Raw genomic sequence first — 26356 nt, 5'->3', positions numbered from 1 at the left:
GTGTTTTTCAGTGACTTTTTCGGCAAGGCCCGCACTTTTTCAGCGAGGGTTGCAAAAAAGCCCGGCTTTGCGCCGGGCTTTCCGCTTTATTTGCCGTCAACCGGTCAGGCCGACTTCTTCTTCTCGTCGTTTTCGTCGATTTCCTCGAAATCGGCGTCGACCACATCGCTATCCTTGGCCGCGTCCGCCTTGGCGTCGGCTTCCGCCGCTTCCTTCTGCGAAGCTTCGTACATGGCCTGGCCGAGCTTCATGGATGCTTCGGCAAGCGTCTGCGACTTGGCCTCGATGTCGGCGGCATCGTCGCCTTCGGCAGCAGCCTTCAGCGCCGTGATAGCCTCCGATATCGCCGTGCGCTCGGTTTCCGAAACCTTGTCGCCATATTCCTTCAGCGACTTCTCGGAGGAGTGCACCAGCGCCTCGGCCTGGTTGCGGGCCTCGACCAAAGCACGCCGCTGCTTGTCGGTCTCGGCATTGGCTTCGGCGTCCTTGACCATCTTCTCGATGTCGGCGTCCGAAAGGCCACCAGAGGCCTGGATGCGGATCTGGTGCTCCTTGCCGGTGCCCTTGTCCTTGGCCGAAACGTTGACGATGCCGTTGGCGTCGATGTCGAAAGTGACCTCGATCTGCGGCACGCCGCGCGGCGCCGGCGGAATGCCGACCAGGTCGAACTGGCCGAGCGCCTTGTTGTCGGCAGCCATTTCACGCTCGCCCTGGAAGACGCGGATGGTCACGGCCGACTGACTGTCTTCAGCGGTCGAGAACACCTGGCTCTTCTTGGTCGGGATGGTCGTGTTGCGTTCGATCAGGCGGGTGAACACGCCACCCAGCGTCTCGATGCCGAGCGACAGCGGCGTCACGTCGAGCAGCAGCACGTCCTTCACGTCGCCCTGCAGCACGCCGGCCTGGATGGCGGCGCCCAAAGCGACGACTTCATCCGGGTTGACGCCCTTGTGCGGCTCCTTGCCGAAGAACTGCTTCACGATCTCCTGGATCTTGGGCATGCGGGTCATGCCGCCGACCAGGACCACTTCGTCGATCTCGCCAGCCTTCAGCCCGGCATCCTTGAGCGCCGCCTTGCAGGGCTCGATGGTGCGCTGGACGAGATCGTCGACCAGCTGCTCGAACTTGGCACGGGTCAGCTTCAGCGTCAGGTGCTTGGGGCCGGTCGCGTCGGCGGTGATGAAGGGCAGGTTGATTTCCGTCTGCGTCGTCGACGACAGCTCGATCTTGGCCTTTTCAGCCGCCTCCTTGAGGCGCTGCAGCGCAAGCTTGTCGTTCTTCAGGTCGATGCCCTGTTCCTTCTTGAACTCGGCCGCCAGGTATTCGACGAGACGCATGTCGAAATCCTCGCCGCCGAGGAAGGTGTCGCCATTGGTCGACTTCACTTCGAACACGCCGTCGCCGATTTCGAGCACCGAAATGTCGAACGTGCCGCCGCCAAGGTCATAGACGGCAATGGTCTTGCCATCCTTCTTGTCGAGGCCGTAGGCAAGTGCTGCAGCCGTCGGCTCGTTGATGATGCGCAGCACCTCAAGGCCGGCGATCTTGCCGGCGTCCTTGGTGGCCTGGCGCTGGGCGTCATTGAAATAGGCCGGAACGGTGATGACCGCCTTCTCGACCTTCTCGCCGAGATAGGCCTCCGCCGTTTCCTTCATCTTCTGCAGGATCATGGCCGAGATCTGGCTGGGCGACTGCTTCTTGCCGCCGGCCTCGACCCAGGCATCGCCATTGTCGCCCTTGACGATCTTGTAGGGGACAAGCTTCTTGTCCTTCTCCGTCACCGGGTCGTCATAGCGGCGGCCGATCAGGCGCTTGACCGCGAAGATGGTGTTTTCAGGATTGGTGACCGCCTGGCGCTTGGCCGGCTGGCCGACGAGACGTTCGCCGTCGCCCGAGATGGCGACGATGGAAGGCGTCGTGCGCGCGCCTTCCGCATTTTCAATGACCTTGGGCTCCTTGCCATCCATGATGGCGATGCAGGAGTTGGTGGTGCCGAGATCGATACCGATTACTTTTGCCATTTTTCTAGTCTCTCCGCTAAGCAGGCTCTCAGGACCCGTAAGGCGTTCCGACGAAAGCCCCTGTTCACAAGAAATTCCGCTCCGGCAACCGGCATTCCGGCACTGGGCGGCTTGGCGCGTATATAAGAACAGGCGGCATCGGGCGCAAGCATTCTGCGCATGGCATCCACCGCGCCGCGCTTGGCGCCTTTGAACAGCCGCCCGGCGGCCCGGATGTGCTCAAACCGCGCTCAAAACCCCAGGATCTGCGCGATCCCCCGGCGAAGCGCCCAGTCAGGGCTTCGAAACCACAAGAAAACGTCACCTATGCGTGAGAGAGGCGGCTCCTGGCTGAGGAAGGCGCCTGCCCACAGCAGACACAGGCAAAAGCGTCACGCGGCCTGCGACAGCGATTTATGCGCCTCGGCCAGGATTTCGAACGAGCGCACGCGTGCCGCATGGTCGAAGATCTGCGCGGTCACCATCAGCTCGTCTGCGCCGGTGCGGCGCACGAACGCGTCTATGCCTTGCCGGACGGTTTCGGGAGAGCCGACGACGGCGCAGGACAGCGCCTGCGAAATCATGGTTTTTGCCATCGGCTCGAGCGTCCGGTCATAGCCCTCGACCGGCGGCGGCAGGCGGCCGGCCCGCCCCGTGCGCAGATTGACGAAGGCCTGCTGCAACGAGGTGAACAGCAGTTTGGCCTCTCCATCGGTCGGTGCGGCGAAAACGTTGAGGCCGAGCATGACATAGGGCTTGTCCAGCTGTTCCGAAGGCTGGAAGCGCGAACGGTAGATCTCCAGCGCATGGTCGAGTTCGGCCGGCGCGAAATGCGAGGCAAACGCATAGGGCAGGCCGAGCATGGCGGCGAGCTGCGCGCCATAGAGGCTGGAACCGAGGATCCAGACCGGCACCTTCTGGCCTTCGCCGGGCACGGCGTGGATACGCTGGCCTTCCGCGGCCGGCTGGAAATAGCCCATCAGCTCGACGACGTCCTGGGGGAAATTGTCTGACGCCTCGAGATTGCGGCGCAGCGCGCGCGCTGTTCCCATATCGGTGCCGGGCGCCCGGCCGAGGCCGAGGTCGATGCGGCCGGGGTGCAGTGCCGCCAGCGTGCCGAACTGCTCGGCAATCACCAGCGGCGCATGGTTGGGCAGCATGATGCCGCCGGCGCCGACGCGGATGGTCTTGGTACCGTCGGCGACATGGGCGATGACGACGGCGGTCGCCGCGCTGGCGATGCCCGGCATGTTGTGGTGCTCGGCCAACCAGTAGCGCTTGTAGCCGAGCCGCTCGGCATGGCGGGCTAGGTCGAGCGAATTTGCCAGCGATTGCGAGGCGTCGCTGCCTTCGACGATCGGCGACAGGTCGAGAACGGAAAGTGCGGTCATGGGCCTCAAGCCTTTACGATGTTCAACTGCCTGACCCTGGTTTCGAAGGCGCGGTCGGGAATGAGGATGTCGAGCTGGTGCCAAGCAGCGGGTCCATATTCTCGAACGGGATCGCCTGCGGATGCTGGCGATGCGACGCGCTCAGCGTGCCGAGCGGAGCATCGATCGGGCCGCGATAGCCGATGCGGTCGAAATAGGAATCGAGGTCGAAGGAGGCATCGTTCATCGCAGGGTCCGGGTTGACCGGCTCGATATAGGCACTCCGCCTGAAGACAACAAATGCGAGATGACGGACAGGCGCGGCAAGCTTATGGCGCGGCCTTTCCGTTCTCTTCGGCCGCTTCCTCCTCCACCACGGCCGTCTGCTGTGCGGCGAGAAAATTGCCGACATGGCTGAGGCCATCGAAATGATCGCAGAACACTTTGACGACGACCAGCAGCGGCACCGCCATCAGCGCGCCGACAAAGCCCCAAAGCCAGGACCAGAAGGCGATGGCGATGAAGATCGCCACGGCGTTGATCTCGAGGCGTCGGCCGACAACCATCGGCGTAACGAACTGGCCTTCGACGATGTCGCACAAAAGCACGAAGCCCGGCGCCAAAAGGGCGTAGGTGATCGAGTCGAAGCTGATCATCGCAATGACGCTGACCAGCACGATGGTGATCAGCGCGCCGACATAGGGCAGGAAGTTGAGCAGCGCCGCCATCGTTCCCCAGACGAGCGGGTTGGGCATGCCGAGCGCCCACAGGCCAAGGCCGATAACCGCGCCGAGACCGGCATTGATGACGGTGACGGTGAGCAGATAATGCGAGATTTCGCGCTCGACGTCATAGACGACGCGCAAAGCCCGCTTCTTCTCACTGAGGCTGGCGAAGGACTGGATGATCTTCTCATAGAACATCGTGCCTGACGCCAGCAGGAACAGCGACAGCACGAAGATGATGGTCAGGCTTGTCCCCGCCGACAGGACGTTGCTGGCGGCGGCCGACAGGACGCCGGACTGCGCCATCGCCACCTTCTGGATGCCCGGCTCCTGCGAGGTCTCCGTCATCTGTTCGATCTGATGCGAGATCTGCATGATCCTCTCGAGCGGACGCCGTAACTGCGCCAGCCGTTCGGTAAGTTGTTGGCCGATCGACGAGGTGTTGTTGAGAAGGTCGATGACCGGGCCGCTGAGCAGATAGCCGGCAACGCCGAAGACGCAGATCGACAGCACGACCAACATTGTCGCCGAAACCACTTCCGGAATGCCGCGCTTGCGCAGGAAGCGCACGATTGGTGTCAGCGTCAGCGTCAGCAGGAAGGCGAGGATGACCGGCATGAAGAAAGCACGCGCGAAATACAGCGCGTAGATGGCCATGAACAGGAAGATCCCGATGAGCAGCGAACGCATCAGATGCGTGTCGGCACGCGCCACAACTCTCGCCTCTTCGGTCTCGGCAAGGCCAGCACCCAAAGCGGCGGGTTCGGCTTTCATGATTTTCCCTCAGCGGCGCACCGCAATTGGTGCATTCCCCTGACGGAAACGCCTCTGCAAGCCCAAGGTTCCGTTAGCCGGCAAGGCCCTCAATCCGGGCCGCCCGTCGCTCAGGCGGCTGGCGCTGCGACGGCGACGCCGGGCTTGGCGGTCTCCTTGCGCACGATCGGCGCCACCTTGGTGCCGTAGAGTTCGATCGCCTTCATGATCTTGGCGTGCGGCATGGCGCCGATCGCCATCTGCAGCAGAAAGCGGTCATTGTTGAAGATCTTGTGCTGGGCGACGATCTTTTCCGCCACCTGCTCCGGATCGCCGACGAACAGCGCGCCGTTCGGACCACGCGACTGATCGAAATGCGCCCGCGAGGTCGGGCCCCAGCCGCGCTCGCGGCCGATGCGGTTCATCACTTCGGCCTGCGGGCCATAGAAATCGTCGGCCGCCTGTTCAGTGGTGCCGGCGATGAAGCCGTGCACATTGATGCTGGTGGCAAGGCCCGAGGGGTCGGTACCGGCCCGCCTTGCGGCATCGCGATAAATGTCGAACAGCGGTGCAAACCGCGCCGGCTCGCCGCCGATGATGGCCAGTGCCAGCGGCAAACCGAGCACGCCCGCGCGCGCCGCAGATTGCGGCGTTCCACCTATTGCGATCCAGATCGGCAATTTGTCCTGCAGCGGCCGCGGATAGACGCCGCGGTCGTTGATCGGCGCGCGCAGATTGCCGGACCAGGTAACTTTGACGCCGTCGCGTATGGCCAGCAGCAAATCGAGCTTTTCGGCGAACAGCTCGTCATAGTCCTCGAGATTGTAGCCGAACAGCGGGAAGGATTCGATGAACGAACCGCGCCCGGCCATGATCTCGGCCCGGCCGCCCGACAAAAGGTCGAGAGTTGCGAACTGCTGGAAGACGCGAACCGGATCGTCGGAGGACAGCACGGTGACCGCGCTGGTCAGCTTGATGCGCTTGGTGCGTTCGGCGGCAGCGGCCAGCGCCACCACCGGCGCGGACGCGGCATAGTCGGGGCGGTGATGTTCGCCCAGACCAAAGACGTCGAGGCCAACCTGGTCAGCCAGCTCGACCTCCTCGATCAGATTGCGCAGCCGCTGATGCGGGCCGATCGCGCCGGGGCCGGGCTCCGGGCTGACGTCGGCGAAAGTGTAGAGACCGAGTTCCATGGCATGTCATCCAAATGTTCTGATTTGCCGCTAGAGGTAGCGGCGAGCCGCCCCGGCCGCCAGAGGGGCGGATAGTGAACAGTGCATGTCGGTTTCGGCCGGCTTTGTTTCAGGGAAAACGCGTCTCCCGGCTGCAACAGCATAAACTTTCATGGCTGGCATACCGTTTTGGCGCTTGAACTCTCGGTTTTCGCGCGTATGTAAGCGTCGCGAATTGACTTCAGGGAAGTGGACTTGGCTATCTACAGGGAAAAAGACATTTTCGAGCGGCGCAATGCCGCGAACGAGGCAAAGAAGGCGCTTCTGGAGCGCTTCAAGTCAAAGCCGGCGGCTGATGATCCTGCGGTTCTGGCCAAACAGGCCGAACGCAAGGCGATTCTTGAGGCTCGCGAGATACGCGAGGCCGAAAAGGCCAGGCTGAAGCAGGAAAAGCTGGCACGCGAGGCGGTCGAGAAGGCCGAGCGCGAGGCAGCAGCCGAAGCGGCGCGTATTGCGGCCGAAGAGGCAGCGCAGGCTGAAGCGAAGATCAAGGAAGCCGAAGAAAACGAGCGCATCGCCCGTTTGCTGGCCGACGAAGCCGAACGCAAGGCCAAGCGCGACGCACGCTATGCGGCGCGCAAGCAGCGTACCGGCAGGACGCCTCCGGGCTTCTCCGCCCGCTAACGCTTCGATCGAAACGATCGGACATCAGGGTCGCCTTGCAGCGGCCCTGAGGGCGTTTGCCTAATTTAAGGGTTTGATGCCTCGGAGCTCAGGCGGCGAGCTTCAGCCCCATAATGCCGCAGACGATGAGCGCAATGCAGGCGAGCCGGATGGCCGTCGCAGGCTCGCCCAGCAGCCAGATGCCAAGCAGCGCCGTGCCGACCGTGCCGATGCCGGTCCACACCGCATAGGCCGTGCCGACGGGCAGCGTCTTCAGCGCCAGGCCAAGCAGGCCCAGGCTGATGATCATCGAGGCGACGGTGAGCACCGTCGGCAACGGCTTCGAGAAGCCGTCGGTGTATTTGAGGCCGATCGCCCAGCCAATTTCGAACAGACCAGCGAAAAACAGAAAAATCCACGACATCGGGATGCACTCCATTCCATGAGCATGGCGGGCCGTCCCGGCCGGACTTTTGAGAAAGGCGCGAGGTCGTCCTCGCCGCTTCGGTATAAGCGGCTGCGCCGGTCCGATCAACAAAACACCGGCAGCATCGTTCATGCCGCCGGTGTCAAAATCTGCGCCGAAACGGTTTGCCCGGATCTCAGCCGTCCCAAGATATTGACGACCTAAGGCGGGCTTACTTTTCCTTGAGCCTCATCGCCTTCACGGGCGGCGCCTTCAGCGCCGGAGCCGCGGCGGGCTTCTTGGCGTCTTTTTTCGGCTTGCGAGCTTCCTTGCCCGCCTTCATCGCACCTTTAGCCATGATTCGTTCCTCCAGTTGCTGGGAGGCCAAGTGAAACAAGAGAAACGCCGGACTGCAAGGGGGCGGGCGTCCGTCGCCGGCGCCGGCGGGCCGCTTTCAACCGGTTTCTAATTTGCTCGTAAACCATTCCGGTCCGTGCCATGGTTGCCTTCGCACTGCAGCATCGGCCATGCCTTCGCCCGGCGATGATCAGGAAGTGCGGTCAGGACGACAATGCGAATCCGCATCGGCAGCGAGATGAGTTTCGATTTTCCGCAGGAAACGCCGCTGATCGCGATGCTCAACGTCCACTACTCCAGGGCCTCCGATCTCGAGCGCCCGGATTTCCTGACCTCCAACCCGCCGGTGCCGATCCAGAGCTACCGCGACAGTTTCGGCAATTGGTGCAACCGTTTCGTCGCCCCGCCCGGTCGCTTCACCTTCGGCACCGATTCGGTAATCCGCGACCCCGGCACGTTCGAGATGGGCGACCTGATGGCCTGGCAGCACGAGGTGCGCGATCTGCCGTCGGACACATTGCTCTTCCTGTTGCCGAGCCGCTTTTGCGAGAGCGATCTGCTGGCCAGCGAAGCCTGGCGGCTGTTCGGGCATACGCCGCTTGGCATTGCGCGCGTCCAGGCGGTCTGCGACTTCGTCCACAACCACATCGTCTTCAGCTACGGCAATGCGCGGCCGACCCGCACCGCGGCGGAAGCCTATCGCGAGCAAAGCGGCGTCTGCCGTGACTTTGCCCACCTCGCTGTCACCTTCTGCCGTGCGCTAAACATCCCGACCCGCTACTGCACCGGCTACATCAGCGACATCGGCCTGCCCAAACCTTGGGCGAGCATGGATTTCGCAGCCTGGATGGAGGTCTATCTCGGCGGCCGCTGGCATGTCTTCGATCCACGCAACAATTCGCCGCGCATCGGCCGCATCCTGATCGCGTCGGGTCGCGACGCCGCCGACGTGCCGCTGACCCACATCTTCGGACCGGGCACGCTGGCTGGTTTCAAGGTGTGGACGGACGAGATCATCGAATAGGGGCGTCTTTCCGCAAGCTGGCCTACAAGACCCTGAACGACCAGGCGATTCGTGCGTTGTGATGCCTGTGGAGCTCAGGGGCGTTACATCAGGTTCCTTGGAGGGACAGCATGGCAGCACATGGCGGGTCGAAGACGGTCATCTACGCGGCGCTCGCCGGTAATCTCGCTATTGCTGTGACCAAATTCGTCGCCGCCTTCTTCACCGGCAGCTCGGCGATGCTGTCGGAAGGCGTGCACTCGCTGGTGGATACCGGCAATGGCGGGCTGCTGCTCCACGGCATGCACCGCGCCGCCCGTCCGCCGGACCGCACGCATCCGCTCGGCCATGGCCGCGAGCTGTATTTCTGGAGCTTCATTGTCGCCCTGCTCGTCTTTGCGCTCGGCGCTGGCGTGTCCTTCTATGAAGGCGTCGTCCACATCATGGCGCCTGAGCCGGTCGCCAATCCCAAAATCAACTACATCGTGCTTGGCCTCTCAATGCTGTTCGAGGGCAGCTCCTGGTACGTGGCGCTGAAGGAGTTCCGCCAGCAGAAGGGCAAGCAAGGCTGGCTGCAGGCCGTGCAATCGAGCAAGGATCCGAGCGTCTACACGATCCTGTTCGAGGACAGCGCCGCCCTGCTCGGTCTGTTCGTCGCCTTCGCCGGCATATTGGCGGCCGAACTCCTCGACATGCCCGAACTCGACGGCGTCGCCTCGATCGGCATCGCGATGATCCTCGGCGCCACCGCCATCTTTCTGGCGCGCGAAAGCAAGGGATTGCTCATCGGTGAGCCGGCCTCGCCGGAAGTGCAGGCCAAGGTGCTGGCCATCGCCCAGCAGGATCCGGCAGTGCAGCGGGCCAACGGCGTTCTCACCGTCCATCTCGGCCCGCAACAGATCGTCGCTGGGCTGAGCATCGAATTCGAGGACCATCTGACGGCGCCTGAGATCGAAGCCTGTGTCGAGCGCATCGAGGCGCTCTTGAAAAAAGAAATGCCGGAGATCACCAGACTGTTCGTCAAGCCGCAGACGACCGGAACCTGGGAGCACCGGCGCAAGCAGGTCGAGGCGGCGTCGGACTAGTTCTGGACCAGCAGTCCACCGTTGGCCCCATCGCCTGGTCCCGCTAAGATCACCCGACGGATTTCGGAGAATCAACCATGAAAATCGATGGTGGGTGCCATTGCGGCGCCATAACTTATGAAGCAGACGTCGACCCGGAAAAGACCTCTATCTGTCATTGCACCGACTGCCAGCAACTGACCGGTACCGCCTTTCGTGTCACTGTTCCCGCGCCTGAGGATCATTATAGGATCACAAAGGGCACACCGAAGGTTTATATCAAGACGGGATCGAGCGGCGCCAAGCGTGCCCAGGCGTTCTGCGGCGACTGCGGTTCGCATCTTTACGCAACGTCGGTTCGCGACGGGCCGAAGGTCTATGGGATCAGGGCGGGGACCGCGCGGCAACGCGAGGATCTCGTTCCGACCCAACAGAAATGGCACCGATCGGCCCTGCACTGGCTTCCGGAATTCGAGGGCGTAAGCATCGTAGAGGCGCAGTAGCACCTGCCTCCCGGTTAAACGCGGCCCAAACCAGCCAATAATGTGCTAGGCTCGCCATCAAACGGATGGCGGGGGATAGCAATGTCGGAAACGGACAAAGTGTTTGCCGGCTCGATTCCGGAAAACTACGACCGCTACATGGTGCCGTTGATCTTCGAGCCGTTCGCTGCGGATTTGGCACGACGGGCAGCGTCCTTGTCGCCCGGCGCCGTCCTGGAAGTCGCCGCCGGCACCGGCGTTGTCACCCGCGCATTGGCTCCAAAACTGTCTCCGGGCGCAAGCTATGTCGTGACCGACCTCAACCAGCCTATGCTCGACTACGCGGCCTCGCGACAAGCTCCCGACAGTCGCATACAATGGCGTCAGGCGGATGCTCTGGCGCTGCCGTTCGAAGATGCGGCTTTCGATCTCGTTTGCTGTCAGTTCGGCGCGATGTTCTTTCCCGACCGAGCCGCCGGCTATCGCGAAGCAAAGCGGGTCCTGAAGACCGGCGGCCATTTTCTGTTCAACGTGTGGGATCGCATCGAAGAGAATGTATTCGCCAATGATGTGACGAATGCTCTTGCGGAGATTTTTCCGAACGATCCGCCCCGCTTTCTCGCCCGCACGCCGCACGGCTACAATGACACTGCATTGATCCGCGGCGAGTTGGAAGCCGCAGGTTTCTCCCGTGTGGTGATCGACACGAGGGCCGAACAAAGCCGTGCCTCCTCGCCGCGCCTTCCGGCGGTTGCCTATTGCCAGGGAACTCCGCTTCGCAATGAAATCGACGCCCGAGGAAAATTGGAAGCCGCAACCGATCACGCCGTGTCCGTGATTGCAGCCAGACACGGCAGCGGCGAGGTTGCGGCCAAGATCCAGGCACACGTGATCGTGGCTACGGTCTAATGCATGGCGCCAGAAGTGTGCCGCGGTTCTGGGGCAACGACATGCATCAAAACAAAAACTTAAGGCGCGTCGTATGAATCCGTTTCAGCGCGACGCACTTTAATCGTCGCCTTCGACGACACGTAGCCTGAGCTGCCCCGTCTTGGAATCCGCCACCCGCACCCCGGCTTCGGCCTTGGCGGGTCCGCCACCGCGCACTTCGGCTTCGTTTTCTCCAAACTCCAGCGCTTCGATCTTTTGGCCGCGCTTGGTCACCTTCGACGTCGACACCAGTATCTCGTCGATATCCTTGGCCGACTGGCCAAAATGCGTCTGCAACCGGCGCACGCGTTCGTCGACGCGCGCGACGTCTTCCATCAGCCGGATCACCTCGCCCTGGATCAGATGCGCCTGTTCGCGCATGCGGGCGTCCTTGAGGATGGCCTGGATGACCTGGATCGACAGCATCAAAAGCGACGGTGAGACGATGATGACACGCGCCCGGTGCGCCTTCTGGACCACGGCGTCGAAATTCTCGTGGATTTCGGCGAACACCGATTCCGACGGCACGAACATGAAGGCGGTGTCCTGCGTCTCGCCCTGGATCAGGTATTTTTCCGAGATATCGCGGACGTGAATTTCGATGTCGCGGCGGAAAGCCTGGGCCGCGATCTTCTGTTGTTCGGCGCCATCGGCGGCGCGGATGGCGTTCCAGGCTTCCAGCGGAAACTTGGCGTCGATGGCAAGCTGCGGCGCACCGTTCGGCATCCTGACCAGGCAGTCGGGACGGCTGCCGTTTGACAGCGTTGCCTGGAACTCGTAGGCGCCGATCGGAAGGCCGTCGGCGACGATCGCCTCCATGCGCGACTGGCCGAAGGCGCCGCGCGTCTGCTTGTTGGACAGGATCGCCTGCAATTGCACGACCTGGCCGGCCAGCGACTGGATGTTGCCTTGCGCGGTGTCGATGACCGCCAGCCGTTCCTGCAGTTTGGCGAGGCTCTCATGCGTCGATTTGGTCTGTTCGGTCATGGTTTGACCGAGCCTGCCGGTCATGGCGTCGAGGCGCTGGCCGATCGACTGGTTGAGTTCGGCCTGCCTTGCGCCGAACACGTCGGCGATGGCGCCCATGCGGCCCTGCATCTCGGCCTGGCTTTGCAAAATGCCGGCCATCCGCGCCTCGGCGTCGCGGGCGTGGTCGGCGGCTTCCGCCGCGGCGATGGTGCGCGCCTTGGCCGATCGCCACAGCGCCACGACAAGCGCCAGGAACAGGCCGAGAAACACCAGCGCGCCGAGGGCCAGTGCATGGCCGAGCGTGATCGTCGTGGCGCCAAGCCGGGCAACGGGTTCGGAAAGGATGGTGCTCAGGTCGTTCATCCCGCCAGCATAGCCGATTCGCAGACCTGGCACAGATCAAAACGTGAACGAGACCGATTCGCACCGGTTGACGCTTCTCCTGCGACGTTTTAGGTGAGGCGCCATGTCGATCAAGCCGCTCATCATCCTTCCCGATCCTATCCTGCGCCAGGTTTCCAAACCGGTCGAACGCGTCGACGCGCCTTTGCGCAAACTGGCCGACGACATGCTGGCGACGATGTATGATGCGCCGGGCATCGGCTTGGCCGCAATCCAGATCGGCGAGCCGCTGCGCATGCTGGTCATCGACCTCGCCAAGGAAGACGAGCCGCCGGCGCCGCATGTCTTCATCAATCCCGAAATCCTCGAAAGCGCCGACGCTCGCTCGGTCTACGAGGAAGGCTGCCTGTCGATCCCGGACTATTACGCCGAGGTCGAGCGTCCCGCCTCGGTGCGCGTGAAATATCTCGACCGCGACGGCAAGCTGCAGGAGATCGAGGCCGAAGGCCTGATGGCGACCTGCCTGCAGCACGAGATCGACCATCTCAACGGTGTGCTGTTCATCGACCACATCTCGAAGCTGAAGCGCGACATGGTGGTCAAGAAGTTCAAGAAGCTCGCCAAGGACAAGGCGCCGGGCAAGCTGGTGGGATAGGGAAGATGCCGCTTCGCGTCATCTTCATGGGCACGCCGGAGTTTTCGGTGCCGGTGCTGCGCGCGATTGCCGAGGCCGGGCACGAGATAGCAGCCGTCTACACCCAGCCGCCGCGCGCCGCGGGCCGCCGCGGGCTGGAGCTGACACCGTCGCCGGTGCAGCGCGAGGCTGAGCGGCTGGGCATCGAAGTGCGCACGCCGCTGTCGCTGAAGGGCGAGGCCGAGCAAGCTGCTTTCCAGGCGTTGCGTGCCGATGTCGCGGTCGTCGTCGCGTATGGTTTGCTGTTGCCGAAGGCTATTCTGGAGGCTCCGCGCCTCGGCTGCCTCAACGGCCACGCCTCGCTTTTGCCGCGTTGGCGTGGTGCAGCTCCCATCCAGCGCGCCATTATGGCCGGCGACGTCGAGACCGGCATGATGGTGATGCGCATGGAAGAGGGCCTGGACACCGGTCCGGTGGCACTGGTTGAAAAATGCGCCATAGAGCCCGATATGACGGCCGGCGATCTGCACGACCGCTTGATGAATATTGCTGCCACGCTGATGGTGGAAGCGCTGTCCCGATTGGAGACAAATACCCTGGCATCGACTTTGCAGGCGGCTGACGGGGTGACCTACGCCAGGAAAATCGATAAGTCGGAGACACGTGTGGACTGGACGCGCCCGGCTGCGGAGGTCCACAATCACATTCGCGGGCTGTCGCCATTCCCCGGCGCCTGGTGCGAGGCCGACATCGGCGGCCGCACGGAACGGCTGAAACTGCTTCGCTCGACGCTTTCTGAAGGTACGCTTTCTGAAAGCATGGGCGAGTCGGGAGGAATTCTCGATGACCGGCTGACGGTCGCCTGCGGGTCGGGCGCGGTCAGGCTGGTCGAAGTTCAACGGGCGGGCGGAAAGCCTGCTGCCGCGCAGGAGTTTCTGCGCGGGGCCAAGATCGAAAAAGGAATGAAGTTCTCATGAGCATGATGTCGATACGCGGCGCGACGCCGCGGGACCGCGAGGCCATACGCCTGGTCGAGGAACACGCATTCGGCCAGCAGGCGGAGGCCGGGCTGGTCGACGCTCTGGTCACCGGCGGCGACGCCGTTGTCGAACTGGTGGCGGAAGAAGACGGCCAGGTGGTCGGCCACATCCTGTTTTCCAGGCTGTTCGTTCAGAACGGCGGCAAGCAGTTTGCAGCCGTGGCGCTGGCGCCGTTGGCGGTGGAACCTTCGTTCCACGGCTCGGGCATTGGCGGTGCGCTGATCCGCGAGGCGCATATCCGCCTCAGGGATGCCGGCGAGACGCTCGCCGTTGTGTTGGGCGATCCGGCCTATTACGGCCGCTTCGGCTACAATCATGCGCGCGCCGAAAAGTTCGAGAGCGAATATCAGGGCGAAGCGCTGCAGGCGCTGGCCTGGGGTGACGCACCCGAAAAAGGCAAACTGGTCTACGCCCAGGCCTTTACCGCACTCGCCGCCTGAACGAAGGGTGTATGCCGCGTTTTCGTCTCGCTATCGAATATGACGGCAGCCTCTTCGCCGGCTGGCAACACCAGGCGGATCAGCCTTCGGTGCAGCAGGCGATAGAGCAGGCGATCGAGAAATTCTGCGGTGAGGCGGTGCGGATACGCGCCGCCGGCCGCACCGACGCCGGGGTGCATGCGACCGCCCAGGTGGCGCATGTCGACCTCGCCAAGGCATGGCCAAACGACAAGGTGCGCGACGCCGTCAACGCCCACCTGCAGGCGGCAGGCGCGCGCATCGCCATCCTGCAGGCGACGGTTGTCCCCAATGAGTTCGACGCCCGTTTCTCGGCCACCGGACGGCACTATCTCTACCGCATCCTCAACCGGCGCGCGCCTGCAGCGATGGAAAAGGGCAAGGTCTGGTGGGTGCCGAAGCGGCTGGATGCGGACGCCATGCACGAAGCGGCGAAAGTCCTGCTCGGCCGACATGACTTTACCACCTTCCGCTCGACGCAATGCCAGGCCAACAGTCCGGTGCGGACGCTTGAGCGGCTCGAAGTAAGGCGCCAGGGCGACCTGATCGAAGTGAGGGCCTCGGCGCGCTCTTTCCTGCACAACCAGGTGCGCTCCATGGTCGGTTCGCTGAAACGCGTCGGCGACGGCGGCTGGACCGCCGCCGACCTCAAGGCAGCGCTCGCGGCGCAAGACCGCGCCGCCTGCGGCCAGGTGGCGCCGCCCGACGGGCTTTTTCTCGTCGGTGTAGACTATCCGGAAAAGTTCTAAGCTGGAGCGGCGGTCGGCACCGTGATGCCGAGCAGCGCCACCAGGCCGAACAAGACGGCTAGAGACACCACCAACATGCCTGCGAACACGGCGCTGCCGACAGCCGCGCCCTTGCCGATCGCGGCGTTGGTCATCCGCCAGGAGAGTACCAGCGACAGCACCACCAGAACCAGCCACACCAATTCGGCAACCGGGTTGCCGGACGGCAGGAAAAGCCTGATCAGCGCTGAAGGCAGCAGCATCCAGGCGGTGATCGCCGACGCCCAGTTGCTGGCGACGACATAGTGGACGAAGCGGTCGCCGATGCCGGCGCGCGATGCGACCAGGGCAAGCACAAACAGAGGCAGCAGCCACGAGCCGAGGTCGACGGTCGCCAGGCGAATCAATATGCCCAGCCGGCCGGCGAACGCATTGGGATCGCCGATCTCGTTGGCCGTGCCGACCCAGCCGACGATCATCGCCGGCGCGGCGACGACGATGGCGAAGAAGGAATTCCAGAAGCCGTCCGCCGAAAGGTCGAGCAGCCGCAAGCCGTCGGCCTTTCCGAGCATCAGCCGCCAGGCGCCGTTAAGCGATGAAGAGGTCTCGTCAACCGAAAGCATGATCAGCCCTGCTCGAACCAGTCATCGATGAAGCGCTGGTAGATTTGGGTCAGCGTCTCGAGGTCGGCCAGTGCGACGCGCTCGTCGACCATGTGCATGGTCTTGCCGACGAGGCCGAACTCGACCACCGGGCAATAGTCCTTGATGAAACGCGCATCCGAGGTTCCGCCCGAGGTGGACAGCGCCGGCTCCTTGCCGACTGTCGCCTTGATCGACCCGCGCAGCGTCTCGATCAGCTTGTCGTCGCGCGTCAGGAAGACATGGCTCGGCCGGTCGCGCCAGATCAGTTCGTAGTCGACCGGCGTCTTGCCGGTCCGGTATTTCTTGCGCTTCGCCGCCTGGTCGAGGCGGTTATGGATCTCGGCCTGCACCGTCTCGGCAGTCCATGTGTCGTTGAAGCGGATGTTGAAGGTGGCTGTCGCCTTGGCCGGAATGACATTGGTCGCCGGGTTGCCGACATCGATCGAGGTCACTTCCAGATTGGTCGGCTGAAAATCCTTCGTGCCCTTGTCGAAGACGGGCGACAGCAAGGCGTCGACCATGCTGATCAGGCCGCGCACCGGATTGTCGGCGAGCAATGGATAGGCGACATGGCCCTGGCGGCCGTTGACCGTGACACTGCCCGACATCGAGCCACGCCGGCCGATCTTGATCATGTCGCCGAGCGTGTCCGGATTGGTCGGCTCGCCGACGATCGCGGCGTCCCATTTCTCGCCCTTGGCCGCCGCCCAGTCGAGCAGTTTTGTCGTGCCGTTGATGGCCGGCCCCTCCTCGTCGCCGGTAATCAGCAGCGAGACCGAGCCTTTCGGACCCCCCTTTTTCTCGACATGGCGCGCCACGGCGGCGATGAAACAGGCGATGCCGCCCTTCATGTCGACGGCGCCGCGGCCATACATCTCGCCCTTGGCGATCTCGGCGGCGAAGGGCGGATGCGTCCACGACGCCTCGTCGCCCGCCGGCACCACGTCGGTATGGCCGGCAAACATCAGATGCGGCCCATTGCCGGAGCGACGCGCGTAGAGGTTCTCGATGTCGGGGGTGCCGTCTTCGGAAAACATCGGGCGTTCGACGGAAAAGCCGAGCGGCTTCAGCATGCCTTCCAGGGCAGCCAGCGCGCCGCCCTCGGCGGGCGTTACGGAGGCGCAGCGTATGAGGGTCGCGAGGTTGGCGGCGGGATCGGTCGGCAGTTTCATGGGCAAAGCGATAATCGAAAGCGAAAGGCCTGTCACGGCCAGAGATGATGACCGGTCCTGCCGCCGACATTATGGTTTTCATGTCGTATAGTGCAGGCCAACACGAGATAGTCGCATGGCCAACGCCGAAAAGACCATCGTCATTGCCGGCGCCGGCAGCATCGGCTGCTATGTCGGCGGCTGCCTGGCGCTGGCCGGACGCAAGGTGGTGTTTTTGGCGCGGCCAGGCATCGCGACGGCCTTGCTGGACGGTGGCCTGCGCATCACCGATCTCGATGGTCGCGACCGATCCATCCGGCCGGAGTCCGTCACCACCGATCCCGCCGCTGCCCTCGCCAGCGCCGACGTGGTGCTGGTGGCGGTCAAGAACGGCGCTACCGAGGAGATGGCGTCGCTTGTTGCCGGACATGCGCGTGGCGATGTCGTGGTGGTCAGCCTGCAGAACGGCGTCGGCAATGCCGACCGGTTACGCGCCGTGCTCGGTGGCCGGACTGTACTCGCCGGCATGGTGCCGTTCAATGTCGTCCAGTCGGCCATAGGCAATTTGCCGCTTCACGTGCATCGCGCCAGCGACGGCAAGGTCATGATCGAAGATGGCGTGACCGGCCTTGCCGGCCTTCTCGATGTCGAAGGGCTTGGCGTGGAAACCCATCCCGACATGAAAGCCGTTCAGTGGGGCAAGCTGCTGATCAACCTCAACAACGCGCTTGTCGCCTTGTCCGGCCTGCCGCTGGCGAGCGAACTTGCCGACCGCCGCTGGCGGCGGATCCTGGCCGGTCAGATCGACGAGGCCCTGGCGGCGATGAAGGCGTTACATATCGCGCCGGCGCGGATCGGCGGCTTGCGTCCCGGCCTGCTGCCGAAGCTGCTCCGGCTGCCGGACTGGCTGTTCCGGCTGGTCGCCCGCCGCATGCTCGCCATCGACCCGCAGGCGCGCTCGTCGATGTGGGACGACCTCCAGCGCGGTCGGCCGACCGAGATCGGTGACCTGCAGGGGGCCGTCCTGAGCCTCGCCGAAAAGGCCGGCACGCCGGCGCCTCTGCTGAAGCGGGTCACCGCGCTGGTGCGGCAGGCCGAGCGGGAAAAGCGCGGCTCACCCGGGCTGACGCCGGAAGCCGTCACTGGATAGTCTACTTGCCGCGAGCCTCGGGCCTTGGCCCGCATAGCCCGAAAACAGGCGCGTGGGCCCGCCGCGTCACAGCTTTGGTGCGCGCCTCGGAGCCGGCGCTTTGCTCGCCGGGCCTGGCGCCGGCACGGGCTGCGCCGCCGGGTGGTTCTCGATCAGCGTGATCTTCTGCCAGATCTTGCGCGACAGGTTGGACGCTAGGTTCTCGACGTCGTTGACGCCGTCGATGACCACATCGTCATTGACGGACTGCGCAAACAGCGCCGCGATCTTGCCGGTGATCGACAGCATTTCCGAGCAATAGTCGAGGTAGCGCGCCAGGTCGGCGGCATTGGTGATGCGAGCCGGCGAATGCGCGGTCGGCCTGAAATTGGCGGACAATGCTGCCGGATCCTTGGTCAGCTGGTGCATGTCGATGACATGGATCAGCGATCTCAACCCATGCAGCTGGCGAAACACCCGCTTGCGCTTGATGCGCTCCTCGGTGCGGATCAGCGCCAGCAGGCCGAGCACGGCAAGGATCATCATGTTGATCGTGGCTTCGATGCCTTGCACCGACTGCACCGCATCGTCGGCCTGCGAGATATGGATGAGCGGCAGGATGGTGCCGACGAACAGGAAGATCAGCGCGCCGGCGGCAACAGCGGCGACGATGGCGCCGCGCAGCCACCAGATCGGCGCTTCCAGCGCCTGCGCCGCCTTGGCCAGGTCGCGCGACAGCGACACCAGTTCGGCGGCGACGCCGCGCAGGCCGGCATCGGGAAAACGCTCGGCGACGCGCTCTTCCAGCCGCTCGGCGGTGTCGATGATCAGTTTCGGATCAAGCGTGCGGTAGCGCATGGCGAGATATCCGGTCGGCGCTCATGGTTCAGCCGGCGCGTTGCTGCGTTTGCCGTAGCGGTTCGGACCGGGGTCACCGCGGAAACACGCTAGAACGATGAGAAGAATGGGGCCGATGATAAGAGAGATCAACGCGTAATAAGTCGGCTTGCCGAAATCATGAAACCGCTTTGCGGTTACCGCAAAGCTCGACCATGTCGAGATGAGCAAAACGACCCAGAACACAAGTGCCCAGTTCTGGCTGGTTGCGGTGCCGGGTTCCAGTCTCGACAACTGGTAGAGCGGGAAAAACTGTGCAAGCACCAGCAGCAGCCCGGCGAGCACGTAGGCACTTGGGCTGACGCGCCCTGAGAGGCTGAAGAAAAGCCAGGGAAGTGGTGGTGTGTTGGGCAATCTAGAGCGCTCTGGTTGCTCGGACAGGATCAATCACGCAGCAGTTCGTTGATCGAGGTTTTCGACCGGGTCTTGGCATCGACGCGCTTGACGATGACGGCGCAGTAGAGGCCAGGGCCCGGCTCGTTGTTCGGAAAGGCCTTGCCCGGCATCGAGCCGGCGACGACGACCGAATTCGGCGGCACCTCGCCATAAAACACTTCGCCGGTGGCGCGGTCGACGATCTTGGTCGACTGGCCGATGAACACACCCATTCCGAGCACCGAGCCTTCGCGCACGATGCAGCCCTCGACCACTTCGGAGCGCGCGCCGATGAAGCAATTGTCCTCGATGATGGTCGGGCCGGCCTGCATCGGCTCCAGCACCCCGCCGATGCCTACGCCGCCCGAGAGGTGCACATTCTTGCCGATCTGGGCGCAGGAGCCGACCGAGGCCCAGGTGTCGACCATGGTGCCGCTATCGACATAGGCGCCGACATTGACGAAGGACGGCATCAGCACCGCGCCCGGCGCGACATAGGCCGAGCGGCGCACGATCGAAGACGGCACGGCGCGGAAGCCTGCCTTCTCGAAATCGACCGCGCTCCAGCCGTCGAACTTCGACGCCACCTTGTCCCACCAGACCGCCTGGCCGGGGCCGCCCTTGATGATCTCCATCGGATAGAGCCGGAACGAGAGCAGCACCGCCTTCTTCAGCCATTGGTTGACATGCCATTTGCCATCGGCCTGGCGCTCGGCAACGCGCACGGTGCCACGGTCGAGCAGGTCGAGTGAGGACTGGATGGCGTCGCGCGTTTCGCCCCGGGTCGCGGTCGAAATCGTGTCGCGCTCCTCGAAGGCCTTCTCGATCGTCTTTTCGAGGCTGGCCAGATCAGGCTTCGACATGAATTCGCTCCGTTACCACGCTGTTAAGGCCGCCGGCCTTAACCTTGTTTTGAAAGTCGCGCGGACCCTATGTTAAGGCGTATTGGGGGTCAATCGCGCGTGCGCCATGGGACGGCGCAAGTGAACTGTTGGGACGGGTAGAAAGCATATGACTCCTATGGAAAAGGCGGGATGGACGCCGCTGCCGCATTCGGACGAGGATCTGGAGCGCTCGAAAAGCGTTCCCGACACGCCGCAGACGCGCGCCGAAACCTACCGGCTGGCCTGGAACGATCCCGACTTCATGACGCGCCGGGAATTGCGCGCTGTGCGCTTGCAGCTTGAGCTCTTGAAGCCCGAAATGATCCTGGCCGAGCGCGGCATCCGCTCGACGGTCATCCTGTTCGGCGGCGCGCGTATTCCCGAGCCCGGCGGCGAGGCCTGGGCCGCCAAGAACGAGACGCAGAAGAAAAACCTCGAGGAAAACAGCAAATATTACGAGGAGGCGCGCAAATTCGCCCGCCTCTGCTCACAGCAATCGGCCACGTCCTACTACCGCGAATTCGTCGTCGTCACCGGCGGCGGTCCAGGCGTCATGGAGGCGGGAAATCGCGGCGCCGACGATGTCGGCGCGCCGTCGATCGGCCTCAACATCGTCCTGCCGCACGAGCAGGCGCCGAACGCCTATGTGACCCCGGAGCTGTGCTTCAACTTCCACTATTTCGCCATCCGCAAGATGCATTTCGTCATGCGCGCCAAGGCCGTCGCGGTGTTTCCGGGCGGCTTCGGCACCATGGACGAATTCTTCGAGACGCTGACGCTGATCCAGACCGGCCGCATGGAGCGCGTGCCGGTGATCCTGTTCGGCAAGGCGTTCTGGCAGCGCGCGATCGACCTCGATTTCCTGGCCGAACAAGGCACCATCACGCCCGGCGACCAGGATATCATCGACTTTGTCGACACCGCCGACGAGGCCTGGGGGATCATCAGCCGCTTCTACAAGTTGGGGGAGTAGGGGAACCGGGAATTGAGGAACTGAAGAATTGAGGAAAAGGAGGTCCGGATCGGTCTTCCTTTCACCAGTTCTTCAATTCTTCAGCTCCTCAATTCCTCCACCCCCTCCACTATCCCCGTCAGAAACGTCGCCAGATCGTCGGTGACGAAATCGACGTCGTCCTCATTGGCCGGATCGCGTTCCCAGATTTCAGCAAAGGTCGGCTCGAAATTGCGCGGCACCACCAGCACCGTGGTCATGCCCAGTGATTTCGGCACCTCGAGGTTGCGGGCGAGATCCTCGAACATCACCGCATTGTGTCCGGTGACGGCGTGCAGTTCGGCAAACTTCTCATAGGTCTGCCGCGACGGCTTCGGCGTCAGCCCGGCGGCGACGATATCGAAAATGTCGTCGAAATGGTCGAGTATGCCGAGCTGGCGCGCGGTGCGCTCGGCGTGCCTGCGGTCGCCATTGGTGAAGATGAACTTGCGGCCGGGCAGCTGGCGGATAGCGGTGCCCAGCACCGGATCCGGCACCAGCCACGAATAGTCGATATCATGCACCTTTTCGAGAAAGTCGTCGGGGTCGATGCCGTGACGCGTCATCAGCCCGTTCAGCGTCGTGCCATATTCGAGATAGAGTTCCTTCTGCAGCTTGCGCGCTTCCTCGCGCGGCAGCGTGAGCAGTTCTCCGACATAGGCCGTCATCTTGACGTCGATCTGCGAAAACAGATTCGAATGGTGCGGATAAAGCGTGTTGTCGAGGTCGAACACCCAGTCGGTGACATGGGCGAAGCGGGCGGGATCGGGCAGCGTGGTCATGGCGTCCTTATGGCATGAAATATCTGCCGTTCGAACCCCTTTCTGATGTAGAGCTTATCCACAACCTATGTGCATCTAGAGTTGTAAAAATGGGCTCACCATTCAAATTTTAGCCATCACGGAAAGGTGGCCTTCAGGGCTTGCTGGCACAGAGACGGTTCAGTGGGAGCCAGCGATGAGTCGCATAGTCTTAAAGTCCGCCGCGGTCGCATTCGGCTCGGTAGCCATCTCGCTTTTGCTGACGCTGATCATCGTTCCCGCCATGGGTTTTCCGGTCGACCGCACTGTCTGGCTGACATCGACGGTGTGCCCGCTGGCGCTCGCCTGGATCGCCTGCGCCAGCACCTTCTGGCAGAGCGACCGACTGAAAAACGCGCATCGCGATCTCGCCCGCGCGCATGCCCAGCTCGCCGCCGCGCATCGGCGCCTGTCGGCGAAGGCGAGCCGCGACGACATGACCGGCATGCTCAACCGCGAGAGCTTCTTTGCCGCGTTGGACGGCTCGCGGCGCAAATCCGATCGCGGCGCGCTGCTGATCATCGACGCCGACCATTTCAAGGCGATCAACGACAGTTTCGGCCATCTGACCGGCGATGACGCACTGGTGTTGATCGCCAGCGCCATCGAGCGCGGCGTCCGCAGCGGCGACGTGCTCGGCCGCATTGGCGGTGAGGAGTTCGGCGCCTTCCTGGTCGGCGCTACGGAAGCCGAAGCCCGGCGCGTGGCCGAGCGCATCCGCCGTGAAGTCGAGCTGGTCCGCTTTCGTCCGGTCGACGAGCGCACGGTGCCGCTGACCGTCTCGATCGGCGGCATCACCTGTGCGCAAGATGCCGATGTCTCGGACCTGATGCGCGCCGCCGACCGCCGGCTCTACGAGGCCAAGCACCGCGGCCGCAACTTGTCGATCCTCGACCGGGATATTTCCGAAGCTGCGTGAGGTGTTGGTGGTGGGGCTGTTAACGCTTCGCCAACATTGTTTCCACGCAACTGCGCCGTTTACCGGGTTGTAACTCGTTTACAGGCAAGGCTTGGCACGGGAATGGCATGTCTGGCCGGTACCTGTGCCGTTCAGGGAACGCCATGCGTGGATCGAAGCCCCCATCCAGAGACGTGTCATGAGTTTCTTCATCAGGAAAATATCGCGCCGCACCATCGTGCAGGCGCTGATTGCGATGCCGGCGCTACAGCTTTTTCGCAAGCTGCCTGACAGCGACCGCCCTCCGGCCGATCCCGACGAGATCGTCGTGGTCAATGGCTGGATCCTGAAGCGGAGCGACCTGGCATGATCTTCGACAGCTATGAGGCGTTTCGAGCCTCGGATTTCAAGCCCAAGGTCTGCATTCTCGGCTCCGGGCCTGCCGGCACCACCATCGCCAGAAAGCTCGGCGCCGCCGGCATTCCGGTGGTGATGCTGGAAGCCGGTTCCCGTGAATTCAGCGATGAATCTCAGGATTTCTATCGCGGCACGACGGTCGGCGATCCCTATTTCGATCTCGACATCACCCGGCTGCGCTTCATGGGCGGATCGTCGAACCATTGGGCCGGCTGGTGCCGCGTGCTCGACAAGCAGGACTTCGAACCCAAGGCATGGGCGCCGGACACCGGCTGGCCAATCAGCCGCGCCGACATCGAGCCTTATCTGTCCGAGGTGCACGAGATACTCGAGCTTCCCGACTTCAAGCCCGATGTGCCGATTTCAGACGACATACGCTGGGTGCAGCTGATCAAGAGCCCGGCCGTGCGCTTTGGCGAGAAATTCTCCGACGAGCTCGACAAGAGCAAAAACATAGCGCTCGTGCTCAACACCTATGCCACCGAACTTGCCGGGGACGGCAAACGAGTGACCGGCGCCGGGCTGTGGTCGAACGGCAAGGATGCCGGCGCTTTCAGCGCCGATTATTTCATCGTCTGCGCCGGCGGGCTGGAGAATTCGCGGCTGCTTCTATGGTCGAACCAGCGCTCCAATGGCGGCGTGGTGCCGAACGCCACGGCACTTGGCCGCTACTGGATGGAGCACCCGACCTTCGAGGGCGGCAATGCCATCCTGGCCGATTACAGCGAGTTCGAGGTCGATGCCGTCAACGAGGCGTTCTTCTCGCCGACGCTCGCCGCCATGGAGCGGCTGCAGATCATGAATTTCGGCATACGCCTGATCGAGACGCCCTATGCCGGCGTCAAGAGCCTGATTGCCGACCTTGCCTGCACCGCGCCCGAGGCCGCCGAATGGGTCGCCTACCAGCTCAGCCAGAACCTGCGCTGCGCCGCCCAGCTCTACGTCGCCTGGGAACAGACGCCGCTGGCCTCGAACCATATCGAATTGTCGAAGACCGATGTCGACCGTGCCGGCGTGCCGCGCATCGAGCTGCACTGGAAGAAGTCGCCGTTGGAGCGCCGCACCATCCTCGAGGGGCTCAAGCTGTTCGGAACGACGCTGATCGAGAAGGACCTCGGCCGCGTCCGCATCATGGACTGGCTGACCAATGGCGAGGACTACCCGACGGATGAGGAACTGGCCGGCCACCACCACATGGGCGGCACGCGCATGGGCACCGATATCACCAAGAGCGTGGTCGACGCCAACTGCAAGGTGCACGGCATGGACAATCTCTATGTCGGCGGCTCGTCGGTGTTCTGCACGTCGGGCGAATGCAACCCGACGACGACGATCACCGCACTTGCCTGCCGGCTAGGCGACCATCTGACCAAAGTAATCACGGTGTGACGAAGTCATCCACGGTGTGACGAAGTCATTACCGTCTGATTGTCAAAAAAGCGAACGGCGCGACAGGATTGCTGCCGGCGCTACCCATGCCTTGGTGTCGAAACCCTCGAAATCAGCGCCAACGAGATCTCCTCCTCCTTTGTGGGGAGGGATTAAGGGTGGGGGTAGGTGCCGCGCAAACCCTTTAGGATTTGCTAAACCGTCGCTGGATCCAGCGCCGGCTGCCCCTTGCGGCGGGCGACGATCGCCTTGAAATCGGCGGTCCGGAACGCATCGCGCAACACGTCGAAGGACGGCAGCACGAAATAGGCGCGCTGGAACTTGTCGATCTCGTAGCCGGTGCGCATCACCGTTTCGAGGTCGAAGGGCACGTGGTGCGCGTCCGGGCTCGCGACGGCGAACTGCAATTCGGTGAACGACGACATCAGCCCGGCACCGAAAGCTTTCCGCTTCTGGCCCTCCTCCTGTATCAGCCCGTATTCGGCGGTGTACCAGTAGAGCCGGGTGATCATCTCGTCACCGCCCAGTGCAATCACGCTCTCGGCCTTTTCGCCATACATCTGCATGAAGTCGGCAAACACCGGCTGTGTCAGGATGGGCACATGGCCGAAGAAGTCGTGGAACATGTCGGGTTCGACGATGTAGTCGAGCTCGTCCTTGGTGCGCAGCCAGTTGGTCACCGGAAAGCGCCGGTTGGCGAGATGGTCGAAGAAGGGCGCGGCCGGGATGAGGCCAGGCACGGCGACGATTTCCCAGCCGGTCAGCTTGCGCAGCTTGTCTGAGACCGCGCCGAAATCCGGGATCTTGTCGAGCAGGCCGAGTGCGGCGATCCCATCGAGATAGGAATGGTGCGCCAGCTTCTGCGTCAGCTTGGTCTGCCGGTCGCACAACGTGCGCCACACCGCCTGTTCGTCGGCGCTGTAGTTGTAGCCCTGCGCCACGGTGAAGTCGGAACGGCACACTGAATAGTCGCCACGCAGGCCTTGCGCCGCGCAATCACGGGCATATTCGGCAACGCTCATCGTCGTCATGGTTCTTCTCCCCTGATCGTGACACTTGAATCTGTCCGCAGAGTCTAGCGGCGGCCGGCGAGGCAATTCAGCTTTGATGATGGCTTGGGTCCATGATTTGAGGTAAAAATCACCAAGCAGAAGCTGAAAGAGAGTGAAAATGCCTCAGTTCGACGATTTCGAGATCAAGATGCTGGATGTTCTTCAGCGCGATGGACGCAAGCCCGTGTCCGAACTGGCGCAGGAGATCGGCGTGTCGACGACGCCTTGCGCCCGCCGCTTCGAGGCGCTGCAGGAGGCCGGCATCATCAAGGGCTTTGCCGCCGTGCTCAACCGCCGCGCCGTCGGCCTGATGGTCGAGGTGTTCATCCAGGTGCGCCTCACCAGCCACAGCGACGGTTCGCCCGAAACCTTCATCGCCGCCGTGCAACGCATGGACGAAGTGTCGTCATGCTGGACGATGACCGGCGACCACGATTTCCTGCTGCACGTCATGGTGCCGTCGGTCGACGAACTCAACGCCTTCGTCATGCACCGCCTGATGCGCCTTGCCGGCGTGCGCGACGTTCACACCCAGCTGGTGCTGCAGAACATCAAGGGCCCGGGCCACGTGCCGCTCGCCCACCTCAGGCGGTAGGACACGCATCGCCATTTCTGCGGAAAAGCTGCACGCAA

General features: G+C 63.2%; 30 protein-coding genes. 15 read left to right on the top strand and 15 right to left on the bottom strand.

The features are described from left to right. Positions 1-104: 104 nt before the first annotated feature. The 5 genes from dnaK to NKJ76_RS11460 form a co-directional block, all read right to left on the bottom strand. Positions 105-2021, bottom strand: a complete 1917-nt coding sequence (dnaK, locus tag NKJ76_RS11480) for a molecular chaperone DnaK (protein WP_023673200.1) — start codon at positions 2019-2021, stop codon at positions 105-107. Positions 2022-2392: 371 nt separating this feature from the next. Beyond that, a complete protein-coding gene (locus tag NKJ76_RS11475; protein WP_352537436.1) occupies positions 2393-3391 on the bottom strand; it encodes an LLM class flavin-dependent oxidoreductase in 999 nt (332 codons plus the stop codon). 22 nt (positions 3392-3413) lie between these two features. Continuing rightward, positions 3414-3617, bottom strand: coding sequence for a hypothetical protein (locus NKJ76_RS11470; RefSeq protein ID WP_352537435.1), 204 nt, complete (start codon positions 3615-3617; stop codon positions 3414-3416). Between the two features lie 82 nt (positions 3618-3699). Further along, on the bottom strand, positions 3700-4869 hold the full coding sequence (locus NKJ76_RS11465) for an AI-2E family transporter (RefSeq protein WP_023681324.1): 1170 nt from the start codon (positions 4867-4869) through the stop codon (positions 3700-3702). 110 nt (positions 4870-4979) lie between these two features. Then, positions 4980-6041 (bottom strand): LLM class flavin-dependent oxidoreductase, encoded by a 1062-nt coding sequence (locus NKJ76_RS11460; protein ID WP_023710393.1) that lies wholly within the window; start codon positions 6039-6041, stop codon positions 4980-4982. Between the two features lie 234 nt (positions 6042-6275). On the opposite strand from NKJ76_RS11460, the gene NKJ76_RS11455 reads away from it, so the two are divergent. After that, a complete protein-coding gene (locus tag NKJ76_RS11455; protein ID WP_023673205.1) occupies positions 6276-6704 on the top strand; it encodes a DUF6481 family protein in 429 nt (142 codons plus the stop codon). 88 nt (positions 6705-6792) lie between these two features. Here NKJ76_RS11455 and sugE read toward each other — a convergent pair whose 3' ends face one another. Both sugE and NKJ76_RS11445 read right to left on the bottom strand, forming a co-directional pair. After that, on the bottom strand, positions 6793-7107 hold the full coding sequence (sugE, locus tag NKJ76_RS11450; protein ID WP_023681326.1) for a quaternary ammonium compound efflux SMR transporter SugE: 315 nt from the start codon (positions 7105-7107) through the stop codon (positions 6793-6795). A 214-nt stretch (positions 7108-7321) separates the two neighbouring features. After that, a complete protein-coding gene (locus tag NKJ76_RS11445; RefSeq protein WP_006200611.1) occupies positions 7322-7447 on the bottom strand; it encodes a hypothetical protein in 126 nt (41 codons plus the stop codon). 213 nt (positions 7448-7660) lie between these two features. On the opposite strand from NKJ76_RS11445, the gene NKJ76_RS11440 reads away from it, so the two are divergent. The 4 genes from NKJ76_RS11440 to NKJ76_RS11425 all read left to right on the top strand — a co-directional run bounded on the left by NKJ76_RS11440 (position 7661) and on the right by NKJ76_RS11425 (position 10904). After that, positions 7661-8470, top strand: a complete 810-nt coding sequence (locus tag NKJ76_RS11440; protein WP_023687480.1) for a transglutaminase-like domain-containing protein — start codon at positions 7661-7663, stop codon at positions 8468-8470. A gap of 110 nt (positions 8471-8580) precedes the next feature. Continuing rightward, a complete protein-coding gene (locus NKJ76_RS11435) occupies positions 8581-9534 on the top strand; it encodes a cation diffusion facilitator family transporter (RefSeq protein ID WP_352537434.1) in 954 nt (317 codons plus the stop codon). 77 nt (positions 9535-9611) lie between these two features. Continuing rightward, on the top strand, positions 9612-10016 hold the full coding sequence (locus NKJ76_RS11430) for a GFA family protein (protein ID WP_352537433.1): 405 nt from the start codon (positions 9612-9614) through the stop codon (positions 10014-10016). A gap of 81 nt (positions 10017-10097) precedes the next feature. Continuing rightward, positions 10098-10904 (top strand): class I SAM-dependent methyltransferase, encoded by an 807-nt coding sequence (locus NKJ76_RS11425; protein ID WP_352537432.1) that lies wholly within the window; start codon positions 10098-10100, stop codon positions 10902-10904. A 99-nt stretch (positions 10905-11003) separates the two neighbouring features. Here NKJ76_RS11425 and NKJ76_RS11420 read toward each other — a convergent pair whose 3' ends face one another. Further along, entirely contained in the window at positions 11004-12257 is a 1254-nt protein-coding gene (locus NKJ76_RS11420; RefSeq protein ID WP_027049054.1) for a DNA recombination protein RmuC, read from the bottom strand. A 103-nt stretch (positions 12258-12360) separates the two neighbouring features. On the opposite strand from NKJ76_RS11420, the gene def reads away from it, so the two are divergent. From def to truA, 4 genes are read left to right on the top strand one after another with little or no spacing between them, the layout of a single operon-like run. Next, positions 12361-12891: a peptide deformylase gene (gene def / locus NKJ76_RS11415; RefSeq protein ID WP_023673213.1), complete on the top strand. Its 531-nt coding sequence runs from the start codon at positions 12361-12363 to the stop codon at positions 12889-12891. 5 nt (positions 12892-12896) lie between these two features. After that, positions 12897-13847, top strand: coding sequence for a methionyl-tRNA formyltransferase (gene fmt / locus NKJ76_RS11410; protein WP_027049055.1), 951 nt, complete (start codon positions 12897-12899; stop codon positions 13845-13847). Next, the gene (locus NKJ76_RS11405; protein WP_023728813.1) at positions 13844-14350 is read left to right on the top strand and encodes a GNAT family N-acetyltransferase; all 507 of its coding nucleotides are present in this window, start codon (positions 13844-13846) and stop codon (positions 14348-14350) included. Before fmt ends, NKJ76_RS11405 begins: the two co-directional genes overlap by 4 nt. A gap of 11 nt (positions 14351-14361) precedes the next feature. Beyond that, positions 14362-15117: a tRNA pseudouridine(38-40) synthase TruA gene (gene truA, locus NKJ76_RS11400; RefSeq protein WP_352537431.1), complete on the top strand. Its 756-nt coding sequence runs from the start codon at positions 14362-14364 to the stop codon at positions 15115-15117. On the opposite strand, the gene NKJ76_RS11395 is transcribed toward truA, so the two are convergent. After that, the gene (locus NKJ76_RS11395) at positions 15114-15719 is read right to left on the bottom strand and encodes a hypothetical protein (protein ID WP_027049057.1); all 606 of its coding nucleotides are present in this window, start codon (positions 15717-15719) and stop codon (positions 15114-15116) included. The genes truA and NKJ76_RS11395 overlap by 4 nt on opposite strands. A 2-nt stretch (positions 15720-15721) precedes the next feature. Further along, positions 15722-16912, bottom strand: a complete 1191-nt coding sequence (gene dapE / locus NKJ76_RS11390) for a succinyl-diaminopimelate desuccinylase (protein ID WP_027049058.1) — start codon at positions 16910-16912, stop codon at positions 15722-15724. A 115-nt stretch (positions 16913-17027) separates the two neighbouring features. On the opposite strand from dapE, the gene NKJ76_RS11385 reads away from it, so the two are divergent. After that, positions 17028-18041 carry a 2-dehydropantoate 2-reductase gene (locus NKJ76_RS11385; RefSeq protein ID WP_352537430.1) on the top strand — a complete coding sequence of 338 codons (1014 nt, stop codon included), beginning with the start codon at positions 17028-17030 and terminating at the stop codon, positions 18039-18041. 66 nt (positions 18042-18107) lie between these two features. Here the strand turns inward: NKJ76_RS11385 and NKJ76_RS11380 are convergent, their stop codons facing one another. Genes NKJ76_RS11380 through dapD form a run of 3 tightly spaced genes read right to left on the bottom strand, consistent with a single transcriptional unit; the run spans position 18108 to position 20155 of the window. After that, positions 18108-18878: a hypothetical protein gene (locus NKJ76_RS11380; protein WP_023673220.1), complete on the bottom strand. Its 771-nt coding sequence runs from the start codon at positions 18876-18878 to the stop codon at positions 18108-18110. A 21-nt stretch (positions 18879-18899) separates the two neighbouring features. Continuing rightward, positions 18900-19304, bottom strand: a complete 405-nt coding sequence (locus NKJ76_RS11375; RefSeq protein ID WP_081725464.1) for a DUF805 domain-containing protein — start codon at positions 19302-19304, stop codon at positions 18900-18902. Then, positions 19301-20155, bottom strand: coding sequence for a 2,3,4,5-tetrahydropyridine-2,6-dicarboxylate N-succinyltransferase (gene dapD / locus NKJ76_RS11370; RefSeq protein WP_023673222.1), 855 nt, complete (start codon positions 20153-20155; stop codon positions 19301-19303). The genes NKJ76_RS11375 and dapD overlap by 4 nt, the downstream gene beginning before the upstream one ends. A 148-nt stretch (positions 20156-20303) precedes the next feature. On the opposite strand from dapD, the gene NKJ76_RS11365 reads away from it, so the two are divergent. Then, entirely contained in the window at positions 20304-21149 is an 846-nt protein-coding gene (locus NKJ76_RS11365; RefSeq protein WP_023681343.1) for an LOG family protein, read from the top strand. 80 nt (positions 21150-21229) lie between these two features. Here NKJ76_RS11365 and NKJ76_RS11360 read toward each other — a convergent pair whose 3' ends face one another. Beyond that, entirely contained in the window at positions 21230-21949 is a 720-nt protein-coding gene (locus NKJ76_RS11360) for a pyrimidine 5'-nucleotidase (protein WP_023687469.1), read from the bottom strand. A gap of 175 nt (positions 21950-22124) precedes the next feature. Here NKJ76_RS11360 and NKJ76_RS11355 point away from each other — a divergent pair, with 175 nt between their 5' ends. The 3 genes from NKJ76_RS11355 (at position 22125) to NKJ76_RS11345 (ending at position 24671) form a co-directional block, all read left to right on the top strand. Beyond that, entirely contained in the window at positions 22125-22886 is a 762-nt protein-coding gene (locus NKJ76_RS11355) for a GGDEF domain-containing protein (protein ID WP_023681345.1), read from the top strand. 178 nt (positions 22887-23064) lie between these two features. After that, entirely contained in the window at positions 23065-23235 is a 171-nt protein-coding gene (locus NKJ76_RS11350; protein WP_023725316.1) for a hypothetical protein, read from the top strand. Further along, the gene (locus NKJ76_RS11345) at positions 23232-24671 is read left to right on the top strand and encodes a GMC oxidoreductase (RefSeq protein WP_352537429.1); all 1440 of its coding nucleotides are present in this window, start codon (positions 23232-23234) and stop codon (positions 24669-24671) included. The genes NKJ76_RS11350 and NKJ76_RS11345 overlap by 4 nt, the downstream gene beginning before the upstream one ends. A gap of 194 nt (positions 24672-24865) precedes the next feature. On the opposite strand, the gene phhA is transcribed toward NKJ76_RS11345, so the two are convergent. Next, a complete protein-coding gene (phhA, locus tag NKJ76_RS11340; protein WP_023732756.1) occupies positions 24866-25702 on the bottom strand; it encodes a phenylalanine 4-monooxygenase in 837 nt (278 codons plus the stop codon). Positions 25703-25841: 139 nt separating this feature from the next. Between phhA and NKJ76_RS11335 the strand changes: the two genes are divergently transcribed. Further along, on the top strand, positions 25842-26318 hold the full coding sequence (locus tag NKJ76_RS11335) for an Lrp/AsnC family transcriptional regulator (protein WP_352537428.1): 477 nt from the start codon (positions 25842-25844) through the stop codon (positions 26316-26318). Positions 26319-26356: the final 38 nt, after the last annotated feature.

Source organism: Mesorhizobium sp. M0029 (genome assembly GCF_040323735.1).
Lineage (GTDB): Bacteria > Pseudomonadota > Alphaproteobacteria > Rhizobiales > Rhizobiaceae > Mesorhizobium.
This window is presented reverse-complemented; position numbering and strand designations above follow the sequence as displayed.

Coding starts and splice junctions, on each gene's coding strand:
- NKJ76_RS11355 (WP_023681345.1), top strand. CDS start 22,125: ATGAGTCGCATAGTCTTAAAGTCCGCCGCGGTCGCATTCGGCTCGGTA.
- NKJ76_RS11365 (WP_023681343.1), top strand. CDS start 20,304: ATGACTCCTATGGAAAAGGCGGGATGGACGCCGCTGCCGCATTCGGAC.
- NKJ76_RS11335 (WP_352537428.1), top strand. CDS start 25,842: ATGCCTCAGTTCGACGATTTCGAGATCAAGATGCTGGATGTTCTTCAG.
- NKJ76_RS11360 (WP_023687469.1), bottom strand. CDS start 21,949: ATGACCACGCTGCCCGATCCCGCCCGCTTCGCCCATGTCACCGACTGG.
- NKJ76_RS11445 (WP_006200611.1), bottom strand. CDS start 7,447: ATGGCTAAAGGTGCGATGAAGGCGGGCAAGGAAGCTCGCAAGCCGAAA.
- NKJ76_RS11435 (WP_352537434.1), top strand. CDS start 8,581: ATGGCAGCACATGGCGGGTCGAAGACGGTCATCTACGCGGCGCTCGCC.
- fmt (WP_027049055.1), top strand. CDS start 12,897: ATGCCGCTTCGCGTCATCTTCATGGGCACGCCGGAGTTTTCGGTGCCG.
- dnaK (WP_023673200.1), bottom strand. CDS start 2,021: ATGGCAAAAGTAATCGGTATCGATCTCGGCACCACCAACTCCTGCATC.
- NKJ76_RS11395 (WP_027049057.1), bottom strand. CDS start 15,719: ATGCTTTCGGTTGACGAGACCTCTTCATCGCTTAACGGCGCCTGGCGG.
- NKJ76_RS11405 (WP_023728813.1), top strand. CDS start 13,844: ATGAGCATGATGTCGATACGCGGCGCGACGCCGCGGGACCGCGAGGCC.
- def (WP_023673213.1), top strand. CDS start 12,361: ATGTCGATCAAGCCGCTCATCATCCTTCCCGATCCTATCCTGCGCCAG.
- NKJ76_RS11430 (WP_352537433.1), top strand. CDS start 9,612: ATGAAAATCGATGGTGGGTGCCATTGCGGCGCCATAACTTATGAAGCA.
- NKJ76_RS11460 (WP_023710393.1), bottom strand. CDS start 6,041: ATGGAACTCGGTCTCTACACTTTCGCCGACGTCAGCCCGGAGCCCGGC.
- NKJ76_RS11385 (WP_352537430.1), top strand. CDS start 17,028: ATGGCCAACGCCGAAAAGACCATCGTCATTGCCGGCGCCGGCAGCATC.
- NKJ76_RS11380 (WP_023673220.1), bottom strand. CDS start 18,878: ATGCGCTACCGCACGCTTGATCCGAAACTGATCATCGACACCGCCGAG.
- dapD (WP_023673222.1), bottom strand. CDS start 20,155: ATGTCGAAGCCTGATCTGGCCAGCCTCGAAAAGACGATCGAGAAGGCC.
- NKJ76_RS11420 (WP_027049054.1), bottom strand. CDS start 12,257: ATGAACGACCTGAGCACCATCCTTTCCGAACCCGTTGCCCGGCTTGGC.
- NKJ76_RS11350 (WP_023725316.1), top strand. CDS start 23,065: ATGAGTTTCTTCATCAGGAAAATATCGCGCCGCACCATCGTGCAGGCG.
- NKJ76_RS11475 (WP_352537436.1), bottom strand. CDS start 3,391: ATGACCGCACTTTCCGTTCTCGACCTGTCGCCGATCGTCGAAGGCAGC.
- sugE (WP_023681326.1), bottom strand. CDS start 7,107: ATGTCGTGGATTTTTCTGTTTTTCGCTGGTCTGTTCGAAATTGGCTGG.
- NKJ76_RS11465 (WP_023681324.1), bottom strand. CDS start 4,869: ATGAAAGCCGAACCCGCCGCTTTGGGTGCTGGCCTTGCCGAGACCGAA.
- NKJ76_RS11470 (WP_352537435.1), bottom strand. CDS start 3,617: ATGAACGATGCCTCCTTCGACCTCGATTCCTATTTCGACCGCATCGGC.
- NKJ76_RS11345 (WP_352537429.1), top strand. CDS start 23,232: ATGATCTTCGACAGCTATGAGGCGTTTCGAGCCTCGGATTTCAAGCCC.
- NKJ76_RS11440 (WP_023687480.1), top strand. CDS start 7,661: ATGCGAATCCGCATCGGCAGCGAGATGAGTTTCGATTTTCCGCAGGAA.
- truA (WP_352537431.1), top strand. CDS start 14,362: ATGCCGCGTTTTCGTCTCGCTATCGAATATGACGGCAGCCTCTTCGCC.
- phhA (WP_023732756.1), bottom strand. CDS start 25,702: ATGACGACGATGAGCGTTGCCGAATATGCCCGTGATTGCGCGGCGCAA.
- dapE (WP_027049058.1), bottom strand. CDS start 16,912: ATGAAACTGCCGACCGATCCCGCCGCCAACCTCGCGACCCTCATACGC.
- NKJ76_RS11425 (WP_352537432.1), top strand. CDS start 10,098: ATGTCGGAAACGGACAAAGTGTTTGCCGGCTCGATTCCGGAAAACTAC.